Source organism: Kutzneria kofuensis (genome assembly GCF_014203355.1).
Lineage (GTDB): Bacteria > Actinomycetota > Actinomycetes > Mycobacteriales > Pseudonocardiaceae > Kutzneria > Kutzneria kofuensis.
Genome location: NZ_JACHIR010000001.1, coordinates 8338868 through 8356225 on the forward strand (window position 1 = coordinate 8338868; position 17358 = coordinate 8356225).

Annotated in this window: 18 protein-coding genes and 1 pseudogene; 10 read left to right on the forward strand and 9 right to left on the reverse strand. The window is 69.6% G+C overall.

Translation table 11 applies throughout. The features are described from left to right. Positions 1-18 precede the first annotated feature (18 nt). The 4 genes from BJ998_RS37655 to BJ998_RS37670 all read left to right on the forward strand — a co-directional run bounded on the left by BJ998_RS37655 (position 19) and on the right by BJ998_RS37670 (position 3152). Positions 19-390: a peptidase inhibitor family I36 protein gene (locus BJ998_RS37655; protein ID WP_184868045.1), complete on the forward strand. Its 372-nt coding sequence runs from the start codon at positions 19-21 to the stop codon at positions 388-390. A 390-nt stretch (positions 391-780) separates the two neighbouring features. Continuing rightward, on the forward strand, positions 781-1530 hold the full coding sequence (locus tag BJ998_RS37660) for an IclR family transcriptional regulator (RefSeq protein WP_184868046.1): 750 nt from the start codon (positions 781-783) through the stop codon (positions 1528-1530). Between the two features lie 127 nt (positions 1531-1657). Continuing rightward, positions 1658-1852, forward strand: coding sequence for a hypothetical protein (locus BJ998_RS37665; protein WP_184868047.1), 195 nt, complete (start codon positions 1658-1660; stop codon positions 1850-1852). Continuing rightward, entirely contained in the window at positions 1845-3152 is a 1308-nt protein-coding gene (locus tag BJ998_RS37670; protein ID WP_184868048.1) for a ferredoxin reductase family protein, read from the forward strand. The genes BJ998_RS37665 and BJ998_RS37670 overlap by 8 nt, the downstream gene beginning before the upstream one ends. On the opposite strand, the gene BJ998_RS37675 is transcribed toward BJ998_RS37670, so the two are convergent. Further along, positions 3149-3634: a DoxX family protein gene (locus tag BJ998_RS37675; RefSeq protein ID WP_184868049.1), complete on the reverse strand. Its 486-nt coding sequence runs from the start codon at positions 3632-3634 to the stop codon at positions 3149-3151. The genes BJ998_RS37670 and BJ998_RS37675 overlap by 4 nt on opposite strands. Positions 3635-3806: 172 nt before the next feature. Between BJ998_RS37675 and BJ998_RS37680 the strand changes: the two genes are divergently transcribed. Then, a complete protein-coding gene (locus BJ998_RS37680; protein ID WP_184868050.1) occupies positions 3807-4520 on the forward strand; it encodes an aquaporin in 714 nt (237 codons plus the stop codon). A 17-nt stretch (positions 4521-4537) separates the two neighbouring features. Continuing rightward, the gene (locus BJ998_RS37685; RefSeq protein WP_184868051.1) at positions 4538-5998 is read left to right on the forward strand and encodes an aldehyde dehydrogenase family protein; all 1461 of its coding nucleotides are present in this window, start codon (positions 4538-4540) and stop codon (positions 5996-5998) included. A gap of 92 nt (positions 5999-6090) precedes the next feature. Here BJ998_RS37685 and BJ998_RS37690 read toward each other — a convergent pair whose 3' ends face one another. Together BJ998_RS37690 and BJ998_RS37695 are read right to left on the reverse strand one after the other, a co-directional pair. Beyond that, positions 6091-7005 carry an MBL fold metallo-hydrolase gene (locus BJ998_RS37690; protein WP_221338262.1) on the reverse strand — a complete coding sequence of 305 codons (915 nt, stop codon included), beginning with the start codon at positions 7003-7005 and terminating at the stop codon, positions 6091-6093. After that, positions 7002-7823, reverse strand: coding sequence for an NAD(P)H-binding protein (locus tag BJ998_RS37695; protein WP_184868052.1), 822 nt, complete (start codon positions 7821-7823; stop codon positions 7002-7004). Before BJ998_RS37695 ends, BJ998_RS37690 begins: the two co-directional genes overlap by 4 nt. A gap of 52 nt (positions 7824-7875) precedes the next feature. Here BJ998_RS37695 and BJ998_RS37700 point away from each other — a divergent pair, with 52 nt between their 5' ends. Then, entirely contained in the window at positions 7876-8421 is a 546-nt protein-coding gene (locus tag BJ998_RS37700) for a TetR/AcrR family transcriptional regulator (RefSeq protein ID WP_184868053.1), read from the forward strand. 40 nt (positions 8422-8461) lie between these two features. On the opposite strand, the gene BJ998_RS37705 is transcribed toward BJ998_RS37700, so the two are convergent. The 3 genes from BJ998_RS37705 to BJ998_RS37715 form a co-directional block, all read right to left on the reverse strand. Continuing rightward, positions 8462-9445, reverse strand: coding sequence for a hypothetical protein (locus BJ998_RS37705; RefSeq protein ID WP_184868054.1), 984 nt, complete (start codon positions 9443-9445; stop codon positions 8462-8464). 35 nt (positions 9446-9480) lie between these two features. Then, positions 9481-10095, reverse strand: coding sequence for a hypothetical protein (locus BJ998_RS37710; protein WP_184868055.1), 615 nt, complete (start codon positions 10093-10095; stop codon positions 9481-9483). A gap of 297 nt (positions 10096-10392) precedes the next feature. Next, on the reverse strand, positions 10393-11052 hold the full coding sequence (locus BJ998_RS37715; protein ID WP_184868056.1) for a TetR/AcrR family transcriptional regulator: 660 nt from the start codon (positions 11050-11052) through the stop codon (positions 10393-10395). Between the two features lie 114 nt (positions 11053-11166). Here BJ998_RS37715 and BJ998_RS37720 point away from each other — a divergent pair, with 114 nt between their 5' ends. Then, on the forward strand, positions 11167-12087 hold the full coding sequence (locus BJ998_RS37720; protein WP_184868057.1) for an SAM-dependent methyltransferase: 921 nt from the start codon (positions 11167-11169) through the stop codon (positions 12085-12087). A 113-nt stretch (positions 12088-12200) separates the two neighbouring features. On the opposite strand, the gene BJ998_RS37725 is transcribed toward BJ998_RS37720, so the two are convergent. The 3 genes from BJ998_RS37725 to BJ998_RS37735 all read right to left on the reverse strand — a co-directional run bounded on the left by BJ998_RS37725 (position 12201) and on the right by BJ998_RS37735 (position 15766). Continuing rightward, positions 12201-12947 carry an SAM-dependent methyltransferase gene (locus BJ998_RS37725; RefSeq protein WP_184868058.1) on the reverse strand — a complete coding sequence of 249 codons (747 nt, stop codon included), beginning with the start codon at positions 12945-12947 and terminating at the stop codon, positions 12201-12203. 332 nt (positions 12948-13279) lie between these two features. Next, entirely contained in the window at positions 13280-14245 is a 966-nt protein-coding gene (locus BJ998_RS37730; protein WP_246488730.1) for a DUF1259 domain-containing protein, read from the reverse strand. A gap of 84 nt (positions 14246-14329) precedes the next feature. Next, entirely contained in the window at positions 14330-15766 is a 1437-nt protein-coding gene (locus BJ998_RS37735; RefSeq protein ID WP_184868059.1) for a M1 family metallopeptidase, read from the reverse strand. A 432-nt stretch (positions 15767-16198) separates the two neighbouring features. Here BJ998_RS37735 and BJ998_RS37740 point away from each other — a divergent pair, with 432 nt between their 5' ends. Further along, positions 16199-16657 (forward strand): DUF4396 domain-containing protein, encoded by a 459-nt coding sequence (locus BJ998_RS37740; RefSeq protein WP_184868060.1) that lies wholly within the window; start codon positions 16199-16201, stop codon positions 16655-16657. A 263-nt stretch (positions 16658-16920) separates the two neighbouring features. Continuing rightward, positions 16921-17244 (forward strand): annotated as a pseudogene (locus BJ998_RS37745) (ArsR/SmtB family transcription factor); the annotation flags it as partial. Positions 17245-17358: the final 114 nt, after the last annotated feature.

A 17358-nucleotide genomic window follows, 5' to 3' on the forward strand; every position in this document is an offset into this window, starting at 1 on the left:
CGAGTAAGGGAATTGGTCATGAGTAGTCGTCCGTTGTTCTCCTCCTTGGCGGTGGCCGCAGTCATCGGCGCCGGCATCAGCGCATCCGTGGCACCCGCGTCCGCGACCCCAGCAGACGCGACCTGTGACAGTGGGTACTGTGTGTGGTCCGGTGCGAACTACACCGGGACGAAGGTCGTGCTGGACATCCACAGCGTCAACAGCTGCATCACGCCCTCGGCACCTGGGTTCGACGCCACCAGGTCCGCCGCGTCCACAGGGGACGTCTACGCGCTGGAGTTCTTCGCCACCCCGGACTGCACCGGTCCCGAACAGACGGTCATGTATCGGACTGTGCCGACATTCGACACGCCGATGCGGGGCATCAAGGCCTTCATCATCCGGTTCTGAAGCCCGTCATGAGCCGCTCCCTGTCTCGTGGGTTCGGTTCCCCACGAGGATGTGACGACCTCGTCCGCTCGGGCTAGCGTCGTCACCAGCTCGGTAGCGCCGCGATCGGCGTCGAGATCGGCGTCGATCGCGGGCGCGGTTCGACGAGGCCGAGTTCGCCGATGAGGCCTGGGCCGCCGTGGTGCTGCACTCCTACCGCCACCGCTGGGGCTTCGTCGCCGGCGACCCTCGCTACGACGAGGACGCGCGCCGGGTGCTGCTGCACGGCGTCAGCCACCTAGCCACGGCTGCCACTGAGCGGCAGTTCGCGGCGAGCCGCTCGGCTGTTCTCCCGATACAGTCGGCAAACCTGAGTGGCGGGGCGTCACTCAGCGGCAGACGGGAGTGATGATGGCCGGCAACACCAGCAGCCCGGGGGCGAGCGTCGTCGAACGCGTGCTGGCCATCCTCGCCTGCTTCGACCTGTCCCGGACCGAGCTCACCCTGACCGAGATCGCCCGCCAGTCCGACCTGCCGCTGTCCACCGCCCGTCGGCTGCTCGCGCAACTGGTCGACTGGGGCGCGCTGGAGCGCATGGCCGGCAACCGCTACCGCGTGGGCATGCGCCTGTGGCACATCGGGATCCTGGCCCCACGGCAGCGCGGCCTGCGGGACGCGGCCATGCCGATGCTGTCCGACCTGTACGCGGCGACCGACGAAACCGTGCAACTCGTTGTCCTACAAGGACATGAGGCGCTGTGCGTGGAGAAGGTGTTCGGCCCGAAATCGGCGCCGACCGCGACCGAGGTGGGCGGCCGGCTGCCGTTGCACACCACGGCCGTCGGCAAGTGCCTGCTGGCCCACTCCCCGCGCAGCCTGGTCGACGAGGTCATCGCCGACGGGCTCACGCGGCGCACGGCGTACTCCATCCAACAGCCGGCGCGGCTGATAGAGGAGCTCCGGCGGGCCCGTCAGGACGGCGTCGCCTACTCGCACGAGGAGATGACCATCGGCGCGGCCTCGGTGGCCGCGCCGATCCTGGCCGGTAACGGCCTGCTGCTGGGTGCCGTGGGCATTGTCGTGCGGTCGACCACCCGCGTCGACACCCTCGCCGCCGCGGTGCGGACCGCGGCCCGCACCATCGCCCGCTTCGCCGAGTAGCCCGCTGCCGCCCCCGTTGCCGCTCAGCGGCCGCCAGGAAACCGACAGGCCGCCAGCCCCGACCCCGGCGGGTTCCGCTGCTAGCGTCGTTGTTGTTCAACATTCAACTAAGTGGGGAACAGTAACGATGGCAACGACTTCACCCTGGTACGGCGTCACCACGGCGGCGCTGCTGGTGGTCGGCACGGCCGTGGCGCTGGATCTCGGGCTCTCCGCGCCGGACACGTCGCCGGTCACCGCGCCCGTCGTCGTCGCGACGGAGCCGGCCGGCGAGCTGCACGGCCACAACCATTCGCATCACCGCGGCGGCAACCATGTCTGACCGGGCGACGCGCATTCTGCTGGTGATCGGTGCGGGGGCGGCGGCGACGGTGGCGTTGGCCGCGCCCGGCACGCTGGCCGCGCTGGCCGCGCCGTCGAGCCTGGCTCCCGTGATCGCGCACAACGCGGGCATGCTCGCCGGCTACGGCGCGGCGGTCATGCTGGTGATGATGTCGCGGTGGCCGCTGCTCGAGAACGCGGTCGGCGCGGACCGTCTCGCCCGCTGGCACGCCACCGGCGGGCGCACTTTCCTTGTGCTCGCACTGATGCACGCCATCGCGGCCGTGCAGGGCTGGGCCCAGGTCCGGCGCATCGCCGTGCTGCCGGCGCTGGCCGAGGTGCTCGGCATGCCCGGGTTGATCGCGGCCACCGTGGCCACCGCGCTGTTCCTGTTCGTCGCGGCCATGTCGATCCGGGCGGCGCGGCGGCGGATGTCCTACGAGCGCTGGCATCTGACTCATCTCAGCGTGTACGCGGCGGTCGGGCTGTCGTTCGGCCACGAACTGGCCGGGCCCGACGTCGCCGGCAACCGGGCGGCGCAGATCACCTTGAGCCTGCTCTACGTCTACGCTTACGTGCTGGTGTTGCGCTACCGCGTGATCAGCCCGGTGTGGCAGGCTTTCCGGCACCGGATGCGGGTCGTCCGGGTCAGCCGGGAGGCGGACGGCGTGGTCAGCATCGTGGTGCGCGGACGGCGTCTGGGCGAGCTTTCCCCACGGCCGGGCCAGTTCTTCCGCTGGCGGTTCCTGACCGCCCGCACCTGGCAGTCGGCCCATCCGTTCTCGCTGTCCGCGCCGCCGATCGGCGAGTTCCTCCGGCTCACGGTCAAGGAGCTCGGGCCGGGAAGCGCTTGCCTGCAACGGATCCGGCCCGGCGTCCGGGTGGTCACCGAAGGCCCGTACGGGGCGATGACCGCTGAGCGGCGGACCAGGCCGGGCGTGGTGCTGATCGCCGGCGGCATCGGGATCACGCCGATGCGGGCGCTGTTCGAGACGATCGGCGCCGCGCCCGGCCGGCTCACCCTCATCTACCGCGCGACCTCGGTGCGGGACATCGTCTTCCGGGCGGAGCTCGACGAGATCGCCCGCCGCCGCGGTGCCCGCGTCCACTACCTCGTCGGTCCCTCCTCGGCGTCGGCCAACCGCATGGACGCCGCCAACCTGACCCGCCTCGTGTCCGATCTGCGGGACCGTGACGTGTACCTGTGCGCTTCGCCGCGACTGGCCGAGGCCGTTCGTGAAGCAGTGCGCGAGGCCGGCGTGCCGCGCGCACAGTTCCATGAGGAAGTCTTTGCCTTCTAACGGAACAACGTCAGCGTCACGACGGCGACCACGATGCCGAGCACCACGGCCGCGACGCCGTACCGGACGCGATGGGCGCGTAGCACCGGCACGAAGCGATCGGCGGCGAAGCGGCCCGGGCCGGCGATCGCGACGGCCGCGGCGGAGACGGCCATCAGGAGCTCGTACTCGATGCCGCGCGGGGCGAAGAAGCCGCCGGACCACTTGACCGCCATGGCATTGACCATGGTGCCGACGATCGCGGCGGCGGCCAGCGGCGTGAGCAGGCCGGCGGCCAGGCCGAGGCCGCCGAGGGTCTCGGACAGGCCGGCGACGACGGCCATGAGGTCGGCGCTGCGATAGCCGCTGCGGGCGAAGAAGGCGGCGGCGCCGGACAACCCGCCGCCGCCGAACCAGCCGAACAGGTACTGCGTCCCGTGCGCGGCCATGGTGAGTCCGGCGACAAGGCGCACCATCAACAGGCCGGTATCGGTACTACGCATGGGTTTCCTCCGACAAGTTCGAATTGGAACGAGCCGAAGCTAACGGTCGCCGAGCCGTGGGCCAACGGTGAAGCGCCACTCAGTGGCAGTCGCCGGTTGACCCGAGCGGCGTCCGTGACCACCCTGTCGGGACCTCGGAAAGTCGAACCCCTCAGAGTCGAGGAGTCCTCGCATGAGCAGACCCGTGATGACCCGTGGTGAGATCGCCGCCAACGCCGGCCGCGAACTCGTGCTCACCACGGCGTTGATCTTCACCGTGGTGACTATCGTCCGCTGGCTCGGCGGACCGGGCTCACCGCTGGCCATCGGCACGCCGGCGGTGCTGTTCGCGGTGGCGGGTGCGCTCGTGGCCGTCCTGATCGCCGGACTGATGTACAGCCCGCTCGGCCGCCGCTCGGGCGGGCACATGCATGCCGGTGTAAGTCTGTTCATCTGGCTCAACGGCGGCTTACCCGGCGTGGCCGTGCTGCCGTACATTGCCGCGCAGCTCATCGGTTCCGTCGCCGGCGCGGGCCTGGCGCGGCTGGTGTGGGGGAGTGCGGTGACGCAGGTCGGGTACGCGGCCGTGCAGCCGGAGCCGGGCCTCGGTGCGGTCGGGCTGGTGTTGGCCGAGGCGATCCCACTGCTGGTGATCTTCACCGTCGTCACGCCGTTTCTGGCCACGCCGGGGCGGCGGAGGTGGATTCCGGTCGTCATCGGGGTCGGCGTCGGCCTGACCATCGCCCTGCTGGCCGGCGTCAGCGGCGCCTCGCTGAGCCCGGCCCGCCAGCTCGGCCCGGCGCTGTTGTCCGGCCAGACCGCCTACCTGTGGATCTACCTGCTCGTGCCGGCCGCGGCACCGCCGCTGGTCGCGTTGACCCGCCGGGCCGTGCGGACCTCCGCCTGAACTCCGAGGAGAACACCATGCCCATCACCCGCGACCTGATCATCGACGGCAAGGATGTGCCCGCCGCCGACGGCCGCACCACCGACGACGTCAATCCCTTCACCGGCAAGGTTTTCGCCACGGTGGCCGCCTCCGGCCCCGAGGACGTGACCCGCGCGGTCGACGCCGCCGACCGCGCGCTGCCCGCATGGTCGGCCACACCACCCTCGGCCCGGCGGGCGATCTTCCTCCGGGCGGCCGAGCTGTTCGAGTCCCGTGTGGACGAAGCCGTGGCGATCACGGCCGCCGAAGTCGGCGGGGCCGCGCCCTGGGCCCGGTTCAATGCCGTGCTGGCGGCCAACATGCTGCGCGAGGCCGCCGCCGCGATCACCCAGCCGCTCGGCGAGGTGCTGGCCACCGACACGCCGGGCCAGCTGTCCTACGCGGTGCGCGAACCGATGGGCGTGGTCGCCGCCTTCGCACCGTGGAACGCACCGCTGATCCTCGGCATCCGCGCCGTCGCCGTGCCGATGGCCGTCGGCAACACCGCCGTGCTCAAGCCCAGCGAGGATGCCCCGATCGGCGGCGGCCTGTTCCTGGCCGACATCTTCCGCGACGCCGGGCTGCCCGCCGGCGTGCTCAACGTGATCACCAACGACCGGGCCGACGCCGCCGCCGTCGCGCAGACCCTGATCGCCGACGACCGCGTGCGGGTCGTCAACTTCACCGGGTCGACCGAGGTCGGCCGGATCATCGGCGCCACCGCCGCCCAGCATCTCAAGCCGGCCGTGCTGGAGCTCGGCGGCAAGAACTCCCTGCTCGTGCTGGACGACGCCGACATCGACTACGCCGTGGACGCGGCGGCGTTCGGCTCGTTCCACAATGCCGGCCAGGTCTGCATGTCCACCGACCGGGTGCTGGTGCACCGGTCCGTCGTCGAGGAGTTCACCGCCAAGCTGGCCGCCAAGATCGAGTCGTTGCCGCACGGCGACCCGGCCGACCCCGCCACGGTCGTCGGCCCGCTGATCAACGCCCGCGGCGCCGCCCATGTCGCCGAGCTCGTCGCCGAGGCCGTGGCGGCCGGCGCCCGGGTCCGCACCGGCGGCCGGCCCGCCGACGGCACCCGTTACACCGCCACCGTGCTCGACAAGGTCACCCCGCAGATGCGCATCTACCGTGAGGAGATCTTCGGCCCCGCGGTCACGGTCATCGCCGTCGACAGCGATGACGAGGCCGTGGCCGTCGCCAACGACACCCCGTACGGCCTGTCCGCCGGCATCATCACTGAGGACACGCGCCGCGGTCTCGCCCTGGCCCGCCGCCTGCGCACCGGCATCGTGCACGTCGGCAACCAGACCATCGACGACGAGGCCCAAGCGCCCTTCGGCGGCGTCAAGTCCTCCGGCTACGGCCGTTTCGGCGGCCGTTGGGGCATCGACGCCTTCACCGACGTCCGCTGGGTGACCGTCGCCGACCGGCACAACCATTTCCCGTTCTGAGGGCGGGCCCGGCCGACCAGGACTGCCCGTTCGCGGGCCGGATCGCGATCGGCACGCTGCTGCCGGTATCCGCGCCTGCGGGGGTCAGCGGACTAACACGGGGCGTCAGTCGCGATTTCGTGAGCCACTGCGGTGATGTTGACGTCCATCAGGGTTGGCAGTGACGCCACGTTGGGGTAGTCCGGGTACTTCGCCTCCACCTGAGCCTTGACCGTGGCCAGCTCCTCCGGCGTGACGGTCGTGCCACCGGGTGACGACGGCGCGACCGCCGGCGCGACGAGCGCGCGGAAGTCCTTGATATAGCGCTTCTGGTGGGCGATCAGGCTCGGTGAGCCAGGGGCACCGTGTCCCGGGTACAGCGTCGCCGCGTAGGGAAAGCGGTCGCGCAGCCGGTCCAGGTCGGTCAGCCAGCCGCACGTGTGGGCCTCCAGCAGTGCCGGAGTCATGTGGTTCGACACGATGTCGCCCGGGAACAGCTTGTGGGTCAGCGGCTCGTAGAACACTGTCTCCGCGTCGGTCTCGCCCGGGCCGAACTCGGCGGTCTCCAGGCGGAGACCGCCCACGAACAGGGGCTGGTTCGGCTGGATCACGTGATCCGGCACCGTCATGGTCTTCGGGTAGTTGTCGTGCTCGATTTCGCGGGTCAGTTCGTAGAAGCCTTTCGAGTCGGTCCGGATTTCCTCGGCGGTCGCGGCCGTCGCGTACATCGGCGCGGTCGGGAACGCCTCGTGCAGCACGCCCAGTCCGCCGACGTGGTCGGGATGGGCGTGGGTGATCAGGATTGCGGCCACCGGGCGCCGGGCAGCGCGGATCGCCTTGAGCGCATTGCTGGCCTCGGACAGGGTGCGGCCCGAGTCGATCACGATGAGGCCGCGTGGTGCGGAGATCCACAGGACGTTGACCGAGCCGGGGTTCGGCGACGCGTACCGGCCGACGTCGAGCGGCCGGGCGGCGGCCGGCGCGGCGGTCAGGACCAGCAGCAGGACCGTGATGACGAGCTTTCTCACTGGAGTCGCTCCACGTTGGCTCGGGCCCAGTCCGCGAAGGTGCGGGGCGGACGGCCGGTGACTTGCTCGACGGACGGGAACACTGTCGCCTCGTCCAGCTTTCCTTCGGAGTAGAAGCTGAAGAATGCGTCAACGTACGGCTCGGGCATCTGGGTGAGCATCTCCGCACGGGCCTCGTCGTCGGGCTGGGCCTCGTAGCGAATCTCGCGGCCGAGTACCTCGCCGAGGATGCGGACCCGGTCCGCCGGACGCAGTGCCTCCGGTCCGGTCACCGGGTACTCGCGGCCCTCGTGTTCCGCCGAGACCAACGCTTTCGCGGCCACAGCGGCAATGTCGGCCGGGTCGATGACGGCGGAGGGAACATCCGGCCACGGTGCCCGCACCACACCGGCCCTGAGCTGCGGCAGCCACTGGAACGCGTTCGTCATGAACATTCGTGGCCGGACCATGGTCCACGCGAGCCCGGACGCACGCAGCGCGTCCTCGGTGTCGATCATGTAGCGGGCGACGGCGTTGGACCGGTCGCCGGTCTCGGCCGAACCGCCGGACAGTAGGACGACGCGACGCACGCCGGCCTTCTCCGCCTCGGCGAAGATCTCTGGTGCGTAGCCGCTGAGCAGGAACAACGCCTCCGCGCCGGCCAATGCCGGGGCCAGCGACGACGGGTCGGTCAGGTCCCCGGCCACAGCCTCGGCCCCGGCCGGCATCGTCGCCATGGCCGGGTCCCTGCTCAGGGCCCTCACCCGCGCACCGCTCCCGGCCAGCAGGCGGACGACTTCCCGCCCGACGTTTCCGGTCGCCCCGGTCACAACGATCATGCTTCCCCCCGGAATGTTAGGGATCGTTCCCTAACATGTAGACTACGTGATCATGAGGCGCATGGCCAGGGAGACGCGGGAACACATCCTGGCGGTGGCGCATGACCTCTTCTACTGGCACAGCATCAAAGGCACCGGCGTCGACACCATCGCCGCGGCGGCCGGTGTCGCGCCGACGACCCTCTATCGCCTGTTCGCGTCGAAGGACGATCTCGTCGCGGCGTACGTCGAGCGCGCCAGTGGGCTCTACAAGCAATGGTTCCTCGACGCGACCGCCGAAGGCGAGCCCGCTGACCGGATCCTGTCACTGTTCGACGCGCTCATCGAGCAGGTGCAGCCCGAACACTGCCGGGGTTGCCCGTTCCTGATGGCGATGGCCGAGCTGCCGGACGCGTCGACGAAGGCGCACACGCTGGCCGTCGAGACCAAGGCGTGGGTCCGCGCGCGGATCGGCGAACTGACCCCGTCGGACGTTCTCGCGGACCAGATCTTCCTTGTCATGGAAGGGATTTACGCGTCGGTGCAGTCACACGGCGCCGACGGGCCCGCGCGGCAGGCCCGCGGGCTGGTCGAGTCGCTGCTCAGGGCAGCCCGTTGAGGAACCGCCGTGGTCCTGCCCGCCGCGTCCGTTCGTGCGCTTACGGCTGCTTGAGCCGCTCCAGCACTGTCCGCGCCTGCGACTGCGCGATCGCGGAAAGATCGTCCAGCTTCAGCGGGCCCTCGCCACGCGCACGGTGGACCGCGACCTGGACCTCCACCGACACGTTGCTGTCCTGCACCCCGACGACGTAGCTCGCGCCCGGGGCCGGGTCCGTGACGGCGATCCCGCGCCAGTAGTTGCGGGCGCCGAGTCCGGGGATCGTGCCGGTGCTCCACCCCTGCTGCGCGGCTCCGGCGTTGTTCCACCTGTCGTATCCCGGTGGCTCGCCGGCAGAGGTGAACTCGACGCGGACGCCGATTCCGGCTTCGTCGGTGGTGACACCATCGATGGGGGATGTGCTGGTGTATTTCAGATCGCACGTCAGGCCGCCGCCGTAGCCGCCGCTGGGCGGGTCTTCCCGGTGTGTCGGCGGGGTCGGCGTGGAGGACCACTTCGTCAACGGCGTGGAGTCGAGCAGATCGCAGGCATTGGCGATCGCCGTCATCGAGTACTTTCCCGGCGCCGCGGAGGGCGGGGCGGTGGTCGCGGACGGAACCAGGCTCGGTGAAGCCGGAGTCGGCGCGGGCACGGCCCCGGTGGACGAGCCGCCGCTCACGGAGAGTCCGATCGCGACTCCGACGCCGAGTACCGTGACCAGCCCGACCGCGGCGACCACCATCGGCCCGGCCTTGGACCCGCCGGCCCGGCTGGGCGGGGCTGCGGGCGGCGGATAGCCGGACCCGGGACCGTAGCCCGGGCCGTACCCGTACCCGGGGGAACTGGATGTGGGCGGGCCCGCGACGAAGCTGGGCGTTGCTGGGGCGGGACCGGGCACCGGCGGAGCAGAGCCAGGCGGCACGTGGCCGGATGCGCCACAGACCGAGCCGTGCGGATCCACCGGGGTCGGGTGCGGCGGCCCGGCACCGGGATCGAGGTGGTTCGCGCCGCGCCGGTCGTCAGCTTCGCCCGGGAAATCGGTCATCGGTGCCGTACCTCGGTGTGCCGCATCGCGTCCCCTTAGTTCTGCTTCAGCCCGTTCAGCGTCTTGCGGATCTCAGCCTCGGCGATCGACTGCAGTTCGGCGCTGTCTACCTGCGAACTGTCCTTGCTGCGGCTGACGTTGAGCCGGACGCGCACCGAGACGTTGCCGTCCAGCACGGCCAGCACGTACCGCGTGTTGGTGACCAGGTTGCCGAAAACCTCGGAGTGCCAGTAGCCCTGGGTCCCGATTCCGGTGATCGGGCCGGACTCCATGCCCGCATCGGTCTTGGCCGTGTCACCGCGTTTCCAGTTGTCGTAGGAAGGCGGGGCGTCGCCGGTGGTGAAGTCCGCGTCGACGAGGATTTCGGCCGTGCCCAAGGCGTCGCCGCTGGAGTAGCCGATCTGGCAGCTCAGGCTGCCGGCGCCGTTGACACCCGGGCGGACCTCCCGGTGCTGGCGCGGGCCCGCGGGGGTGGGCGACCATTTCGTCAGCGGAGCGGGGTCGACGAGATCACAGGCGTTGGAGACCGCGTTCATCGAGTAGACCGGGGCTGCGGTCGGTTTCGGCGGCTGGCCGGAGGACTGTCTGACGACGACGCCGATCGCCACCCCGGCGCCCAGCACGATCACCAGCGCGACGACTCCGGCCACGATCCAGCCCGTCCGGCGCGGCCTGGCCGGTGGCGGATAGCCGTAGCCGGGATGGGGGTACGGAGGCCGGGGCCGGCTGAGATGGGGCGGCGGAGCGTTCCCTGCTGGCGCGAAGGGAGCCGGGGTGGACCCGACACTGCCCGGAGCCCGCTGATCATCACGCCCGTGGTCGGATTCGCTCATCCCCCGGCAGCCCTCCTCCCGGCCGCCTGGCCATCCTCGGATGCACTCACCGGGGACGCCGGTCGTGGCGGCGAGTCGATCGTAGTAGATCCGGTACGGGCGTTTGCCCCTTGATCACCGTGCGCTTCCGTCTGACGGCCTGCGTCGAGGTACCGATACCGCAGGCGTCAGTTGCGGCACTGGCGGCAGCGGCGACGGCGCGGGTGAGGCTTGGAACGCCTGGATCATGAGGGCGGCGAAGCGCCGGGAGGCCGCGATCCCTGCTGCCGGTGTGCTCGCGTTGATGCCGGCGTTGGCCATGATCATGAGGATGAGATCCTCCAGGACGGCGTCGGGGCGCAGGCGGCCGGCGTCCTTGGCCCGGCGGATCAGTTCGGCTGCGGAGGTCAGCGAGGAAGAGCGGTTCGCGGCGAAATCCATCGCGCGCGGGAAGGCGGACTTGAAGGCCGCGATGAAGCCGCGGTCACGTGCTTGCAGCTCACACAGCTTCTCGACCGTGACGCAGAAGCCGTGCCAGGGATCGGGGTCGGCGAGCCCTTCGTCCAGGATGGATCGCCATGCCAGCATCTGGTCGGTGAACGCCGCGGCGACCAGCATCTCCTTGGTCGGGAAATGACGGTAGACGGTCGCGGGCCCGACCTCGGCGCGTCGGGCGATCTCGCGGATCGGCACGTCCAAGCCGCCGGTGAGGAACGCCGAGCGCGTCGCGTCGAGGATGCGGTCGCGGTTGTCCCGGGCGTCGGAACGCAGGTTGCGAGGCAAACGAGCGGTCACCGCTATCACTTTAGTTAGACGGACGGGGGTGTCCCGCTACGGTCTGCTGATCAGTCCTGATCGAACAGATCACGCCACCACGGGACCCAAGTCCTGGGAAAGACCGGGCCGAGCATGACTTCCACCAGGCACGACGGGGACACCTGGGACCTGGCGTCCAGCGTCGGCGCGACCGCCACCGCGGCCGCGGCGGCCCGGGCGATAGCGACCCGCGCGGATCCTCGGCTCATCAACGACCCGTTCGCCGAACCGCTCGTCCGGGCGGTCGGCATCGACCTGCTCACCCGGCTGGCGACCGGCGAACTGCCTCCCGGCGACCTGGTCGAGCAAACAGCGATCGACGTGGCCAAGGTACGGACCAAGTTCTACGACGAGTTCTTCCTCGATGCGACGAGCGCGGGCATCACGCAGGTCGTGATCCTGGCCTCGGGGCTGGATTCCCGCGCGTACCGACTGCCCTGGCCGGCCGGGACCGTGGTGTACGAGGTCGACCAGCCGCAGGTCGTCGAATTCAAGACCCGCACACTGGCCGAGTTGGGCGCCGAACCCACCGCCGACCGGAAAGTGGTCGCGGTCGACCTGCGCGACGATTGGCCCACCGCACTGCGCACCGCCGGATTCGACCCGGCCCGGCCGACCGCGTGGAGCGCCGAAGGCCTGCTGGGCTACCTGCCGCCCGAGGCGCAGGACCGCCTGCTGGACACCATCACCGAGCTCAGCGCGCCGGGCAGCCGGGTGGCCACCGAGAGCAGGCCCAACCCGAAACCGGGCGAGGACGACACGACGAAGGCCAGCCTGAACCGCGTCTCCGAACGCTGGCGTGCCCAGGGTTTCGATCCCGACATGGCGAAGCTGCGCTATTTCGGCGAGCGCAACGAAGCCGCTCCCTACCTGACCGACCGCGGCTGGGCCCTGAACACGATCACCATCCGGGACCTGCTCGCCGCCAACGACCTTCCGCCCCTGAAGACGGACGACTTGCGCATGGGCGACGTGCTCTACGTCAGCGGCGCCCTCGACAAGGCCACGGAGTAGCAGCCACCTGCATGACGGCCGACTCCGCACGCGGGACGGTGGGCGCAGATGTCCGCTACTGCCGATGTGCGGGGATCCCGGTGATCGTCCGGGATCCCCTCCGCCCGTGTCGATCAGCGGTTCATCAGCGCGAAGACGCCCCAGCCGAGGTATTCGCGTTGGTTCCGGGCGTAGCGTGCCGGCGCGGTGGCCAGATCCGTGCGCATCTTCTCCGCCAGCTCGTCGTCGGGATGTGCGTCCAGCCAGCGGCGGGTGTTGAGCCACTGGGCCGCGACATAGCGGTCCCAGCTGTCCTGGTCGGCGAGGACCATCTCGACGACGTCGCAGCCGAGATCCCCGAACTGTTCCAGTAGGGCTGGAAGTGCGTGGAAATCGTCTTTCCTGGTGGCGTGACAGGCTTCGACCGTGGCTTGGTCCGGAGGTTCCCGGCGCCAGTACGGTTCACCGATCAGCATGGTGCCGCCGGGACGCAGGCTGCGCCGCAGCAGTTCCACCGTGCCGGCGACGCCACCACCGATCCAGGTGGCGCCGACGCATGACCCGATGTCCACCGGGTCGTCGGCAACGTGGTTCGACGCGTCGCCGTGGATGAAGGTGACCCGCTCGGCTACGTCCAACTCGATCGCTCGTGCTTCGGCCGAGGCCAGGAACACCGTGCTGATGTCCACACCGGTTCCAGTGATGTGGTGATCGCGGGCCCAGGTGCACAGCATCTCGCCCGAGCCGCAGGCCAGGTCGAGCATTCGAGCGCCGGGTGGCGGGTTCAACGCCTGGCCGAGGACAGCCAGTTTCTCGCTGGTGAGAGGGTTATGGATGCGATGACTGCTCTCGCGGATGGTGAAGCCGCGGGGAAGATCCACTTCTGGAATTCCTTACGTCCAAGGGTGAGATCACGGTGGTCAGCACGAGGTCGGTCGTCATGGACCGGGCTGCTCGGACCCGCATGAGATTCCCCCTTCGGACGAAAGGCCGGGTGGTTCGACGGGAAGGCTAGGCACGTCGCGCGTGCCTGTCGACCGGTTATCGCATCGGCAGCGGATGCGCTCACGCACGGGACACCTGGTCGATGGCGCTCACGCTGTCGCTGCCAGTACGCACCGCAGCTGCTACCTCGTGCCGGCCGGCAGTGACGGTCGTCCCGCGCTGCTGGAACGGAAACCTGCCCCGTAGCGCGGGTCGGCCGTTGAGGTCGTCAGCTGACGTTGGTGGCGTCCACTGCCACGCGCAGTGCGTTGGCCAGGGTGACGCCGTCGTCGACGGCCCAGAAGTGGGTGTAGAACAGCCGGGGCTGCTCGGTGAAACTGTGGTTGTGCAGCTCGACGACGTCGATGTTGCCCTTGCGGAGCGCCTGGAGCACTTTCTGCACCTCCGGGACGGTCATGGCGAAGTCGCCGTTGATCGCGGCCCGGCCACCGCCGACCGGCTGGAAGTTGATCCCCGTCGTCACGCCGAACGTCGGCGGGAGCACGTGGCCGTTGTCGACGATGGTGTCGTTGCGGGCGATGGTGACCTTGTAGATCCCGCCGTCGGCGGTTCCCTTGTGTCCCAATGCCTTGTCGATGCCGGCGGTGTCCAGGTCCAGGGGCGGCTGCGGCCCGGGCGGCGCGGCGGGTGGGATCGTGGTGGCGTCCAGCGCGGCCTTGATGCCTCGGGCGAGTTCGGCCGGGTTGGTGTTCATGGCGTGGATGTGCGTCCACCAGACCGGCGGCGTCTGCTCAAGCAAGTGCTTGTGTAGCGCGGTCTGTTCGATCCCGTGCGCCTGCAACGCGTCGGTGACCATGGGCAACTCGTCCTCCGTGACCACCAGGTCACCCATCACCATGACGCCGTCGCGGTATTCGGCGAACGCGGCATAGCCGCCGAAGGACAGACCGGGCTTGATCGCCACGCCGTAGGAGCTGACGTGCAGGTCGGTGCGGGGCAGCGGGATGCGGTAGACCGTGGAGTGGTCGCCGAACTTCCCGGTCCGGCCCAACAGGGCGGTGACGGGCTTCCAGTCCGCCTCGGCGGTGGGGATCGGTTGGTGCCGGCAGTGGTTCGCGTCGTAGTCGGAGTCCGTGCCCGCGGGGGCGTCAAATGCGTTCGGGCTGCCGGCGAGCAGCAGCGCGGGCAGTGGCAACACCGCGCGCCGGGCCATTCTCGCGGGGGTGAAGGGCATGCCTGTCCTTTCTTCGAGGATGTGTCGGCGGTCGCGCGGCCGGACGATGTCGCCCAGAACCACCAGAAACGTTCACGAGTCCGTTCACGCGGCCGGCTTCAGGAAGCCCGGGAAGAGGTACTCCGCGGCCGGCTTGGCGTTCCCGTACACCCAGGCGTCGAAGAAGCACTTCAGGTTCCGGTGCGCACTCAGCTCGGTCAGCAGCTGGAACTGCCGCATGGTCGCGTTGCTGTTGCGGTGGAGCGACGGCCATGTCCGCAGCACCCGGTCGAACGCCTGCTGCCCGATATAGTTCCGCAGCGCGTGCAGCATCATCGGGCCCTTCAGATACACGGCCGCCGTGAACTCGTTCCCCGGGCCCATGTCGTAGAGCTTGCCCGTCCAGAACGCCGTCGGCGCCGACTCGACCCACGCGAGGTACCGGGCGTTGAGGTCCTTGCCCTCCTTGGCCTCGTCCCACAGCCACTCGGCATACGACGCGAAGCATTCGTTGAGGCAGATGTCCTTCCAGTGCTCGACGGCCACCGAGTCGCCGTACCACTGGTGGGCATTCTCGTGCACGATCACGGCTATCCTGCCTCCCCAGCGGCCGGAGTAGATCGGTCGGCTCATCGTCTCCAGCGAGAAGCGGATCCCCTTGTCGAGGAAGATGCCGCCTGCCGCGTCGATCGGGTATGGACCGAATTTTGATTCGAGGAAATCCAGGATCTCCGGCAGTCGCGCCTCGGCCTGCTTCGCTGAATCCGGCGTGCCCGGGGCGAACGCGCTCACGATCGGCGCGCCGTCCTTACGCTTCTGCCGATCGAAGGTCCATTTGTCGACCGCCACCGTCGTCATGTACGGCACGATCGGCGTTTCTTCCGCCCACACGTGGGTGGTGCCGCCCGGGGCCGTGAACGTTCCGCGCTCGCGGCCGTTCGCGATCACGCCCCACCCATCCGGCACGGTGATCGCCAGGTGGAAGACGGCCTTGTCGAGCGGAGTGTCGTTGACCGGGTACCAGGTCGTCGCCGAGTGCGGCTCGCCGGCCACGAACGCGCCGCCGTCCTCGCTGAACTGCCAGCCGTTGTCGCCCAGCTTCGGGTCGTGGATCGGCGCCGGCACGCCGTGGTAGGCGAGTTTGGTCCGAAACGGCTGCCCGCGCCACAGCGGGAACGCCGGCGTGATCACCAACTCGTGCTCGCCGGTGCGGCTGAACTTCGCGGCCCGGCCGTCGACCTTGACCGAATCGACGGTCAACCCGCGCAGGTCGAGGTCGAACGAGCTGAGCGACTGCGTCGCCCGCGCGGTGATCGTCTGCAGGCCGCTGAGCTGATGCGACACGGGATCGTAGCGGACGTTCAGGTCGTAGTCCGAGACGTCATAGCCCCCGTTACCGTCCTGCGGATAGTAACTGTCCCCCGCACCGTCGCTGCCGGGTTTCGGAGCGCCCCTGTCCCCGGCCGACGCGACGCCGCCGCTCAGGCCGATCGCGGTGACCACGGCGGCCGCCATGAGCGCCCAGCGCTGGTTTCCCTTCATGTGCGCTCCTGTTCGTAGGTCCAGATCCGCAACGCGTCGCGGACGACGCATAACCCCTGAGATGCATCGTCGAAGTCACATTCGCACTCACCCATGTCGAGTGCGACCGACTCGGGTGAAAGTGACTGAGACAAACTCAACTATGGGGTGGAAAACAGTTCACGCGACACCGCGCACTTTCCGTCTTGGACACGCGTCAGACCTACTCTCGTAGCTTCGACGGCGCAATGTCGAAGTGGGGCGACATGCCGACTCTGACGCGGTATGGACATGTCATAGGTGCCGCGTCCACGCGGGTGGCGCTACGTGATGCGCATCCAGGTGAATATCGGGGCGACCTATTCGGGCTACCGGTGATAGCCGAAATGCCTCGAATCGTCGGAATCGCGCGAACCCCCTACGGGTACCGTGACAGTGGAGTAAGGAGGCGTCATGGGCCACTCCGCCACGACGACCTGGAAGGCGGCGGCGCAGGCCACACTGCACTGCCTGACCGGCTGCGCCATCGGCGAAGTCCTGGGCATGGTGATCGGCACGATGCTGGGCCTGCACAACGCCGGCACCGTGCTGTTGTCGATCGCGCTGGCGTTCGTGTTCGGCTACGCGCTGACCATGCGCGGCGTGCTGCGCGCCGGAGTCGCGTTCACGGCGGCGGTGAAGGTGGCGCTGGCCGCCGACACCGTGTCCATCCTGGTCATGGAGATCCTGGACAACGCGATCATGGTCGCGGTCCCGGGCGCGATGGACGCGGGCCTGGACAGCCTGCTGTTCTGGGGCTCGCTCGCCGCATCGCTGCTGGTGGCGTTCGTGCTGACCGTCCCGGTCAATCGGTGGATGATCTCCCGCGGCCGGGGCCACGCTGTGGCGGCGGCCTACCACGCCCACCACTGAACACCCGCTCACCACCGCCGACTCGGCCTGCGGGCAGCGGTCCTTCAAGGCCACCAGGACCGGTGACGCCCCGAAGGCGCGGGGTCGACGGTTGGCTCGCCGGGCCGCTGGCGGTTGTGGGAACGGATGGAGTAGCCTCACACGACCTGAAGACTTGCAAAGTTGTGCAATTGCTGATTTTGTGAAGGGTGGGTGTGTTCGATCCTCCGACGGCAGAGGCAGGGGAGAGCACGGCGCATGACGACGAGGGCGGGGTGGTCGGCGTGAGCAGGCCGCTGTACCAGCTGAAGGCCGAGTTCTTCAAGACGTTGGGGCATCCGGCGCGGATCAGGGTGCTGGAGCTGCTCAGCCAGCGCGAGCACGCGGTGGCCGAGATGCTGCCCGAGGTCGGCATCGAGGCCGCCAACCTGTCACAGCAGCTGGCGGTGCTGCGCCGGGCCGGCCTGGTGACCAGCCGCAAGGAAGGCTCGAACGTCTACTACTCGCTGACCAGTCCGCAGGTGGCCGAGTTGCTCGCGGTGGCCCGGTCGATCCTGACCGGGGTGCTGGCGGGGCAGATCGAGCTGCTGGAAGACCTCCGCACCGCCGTGCCCAGCACGACAGCGGAACTACCCGGGTCGGGGACGCGGGCGGCTGAGCCCGCGGTCACCCCCGTTGCACACCTCCACGCCGGCGGGGCGACCGCCGGCGGACGTGACAGA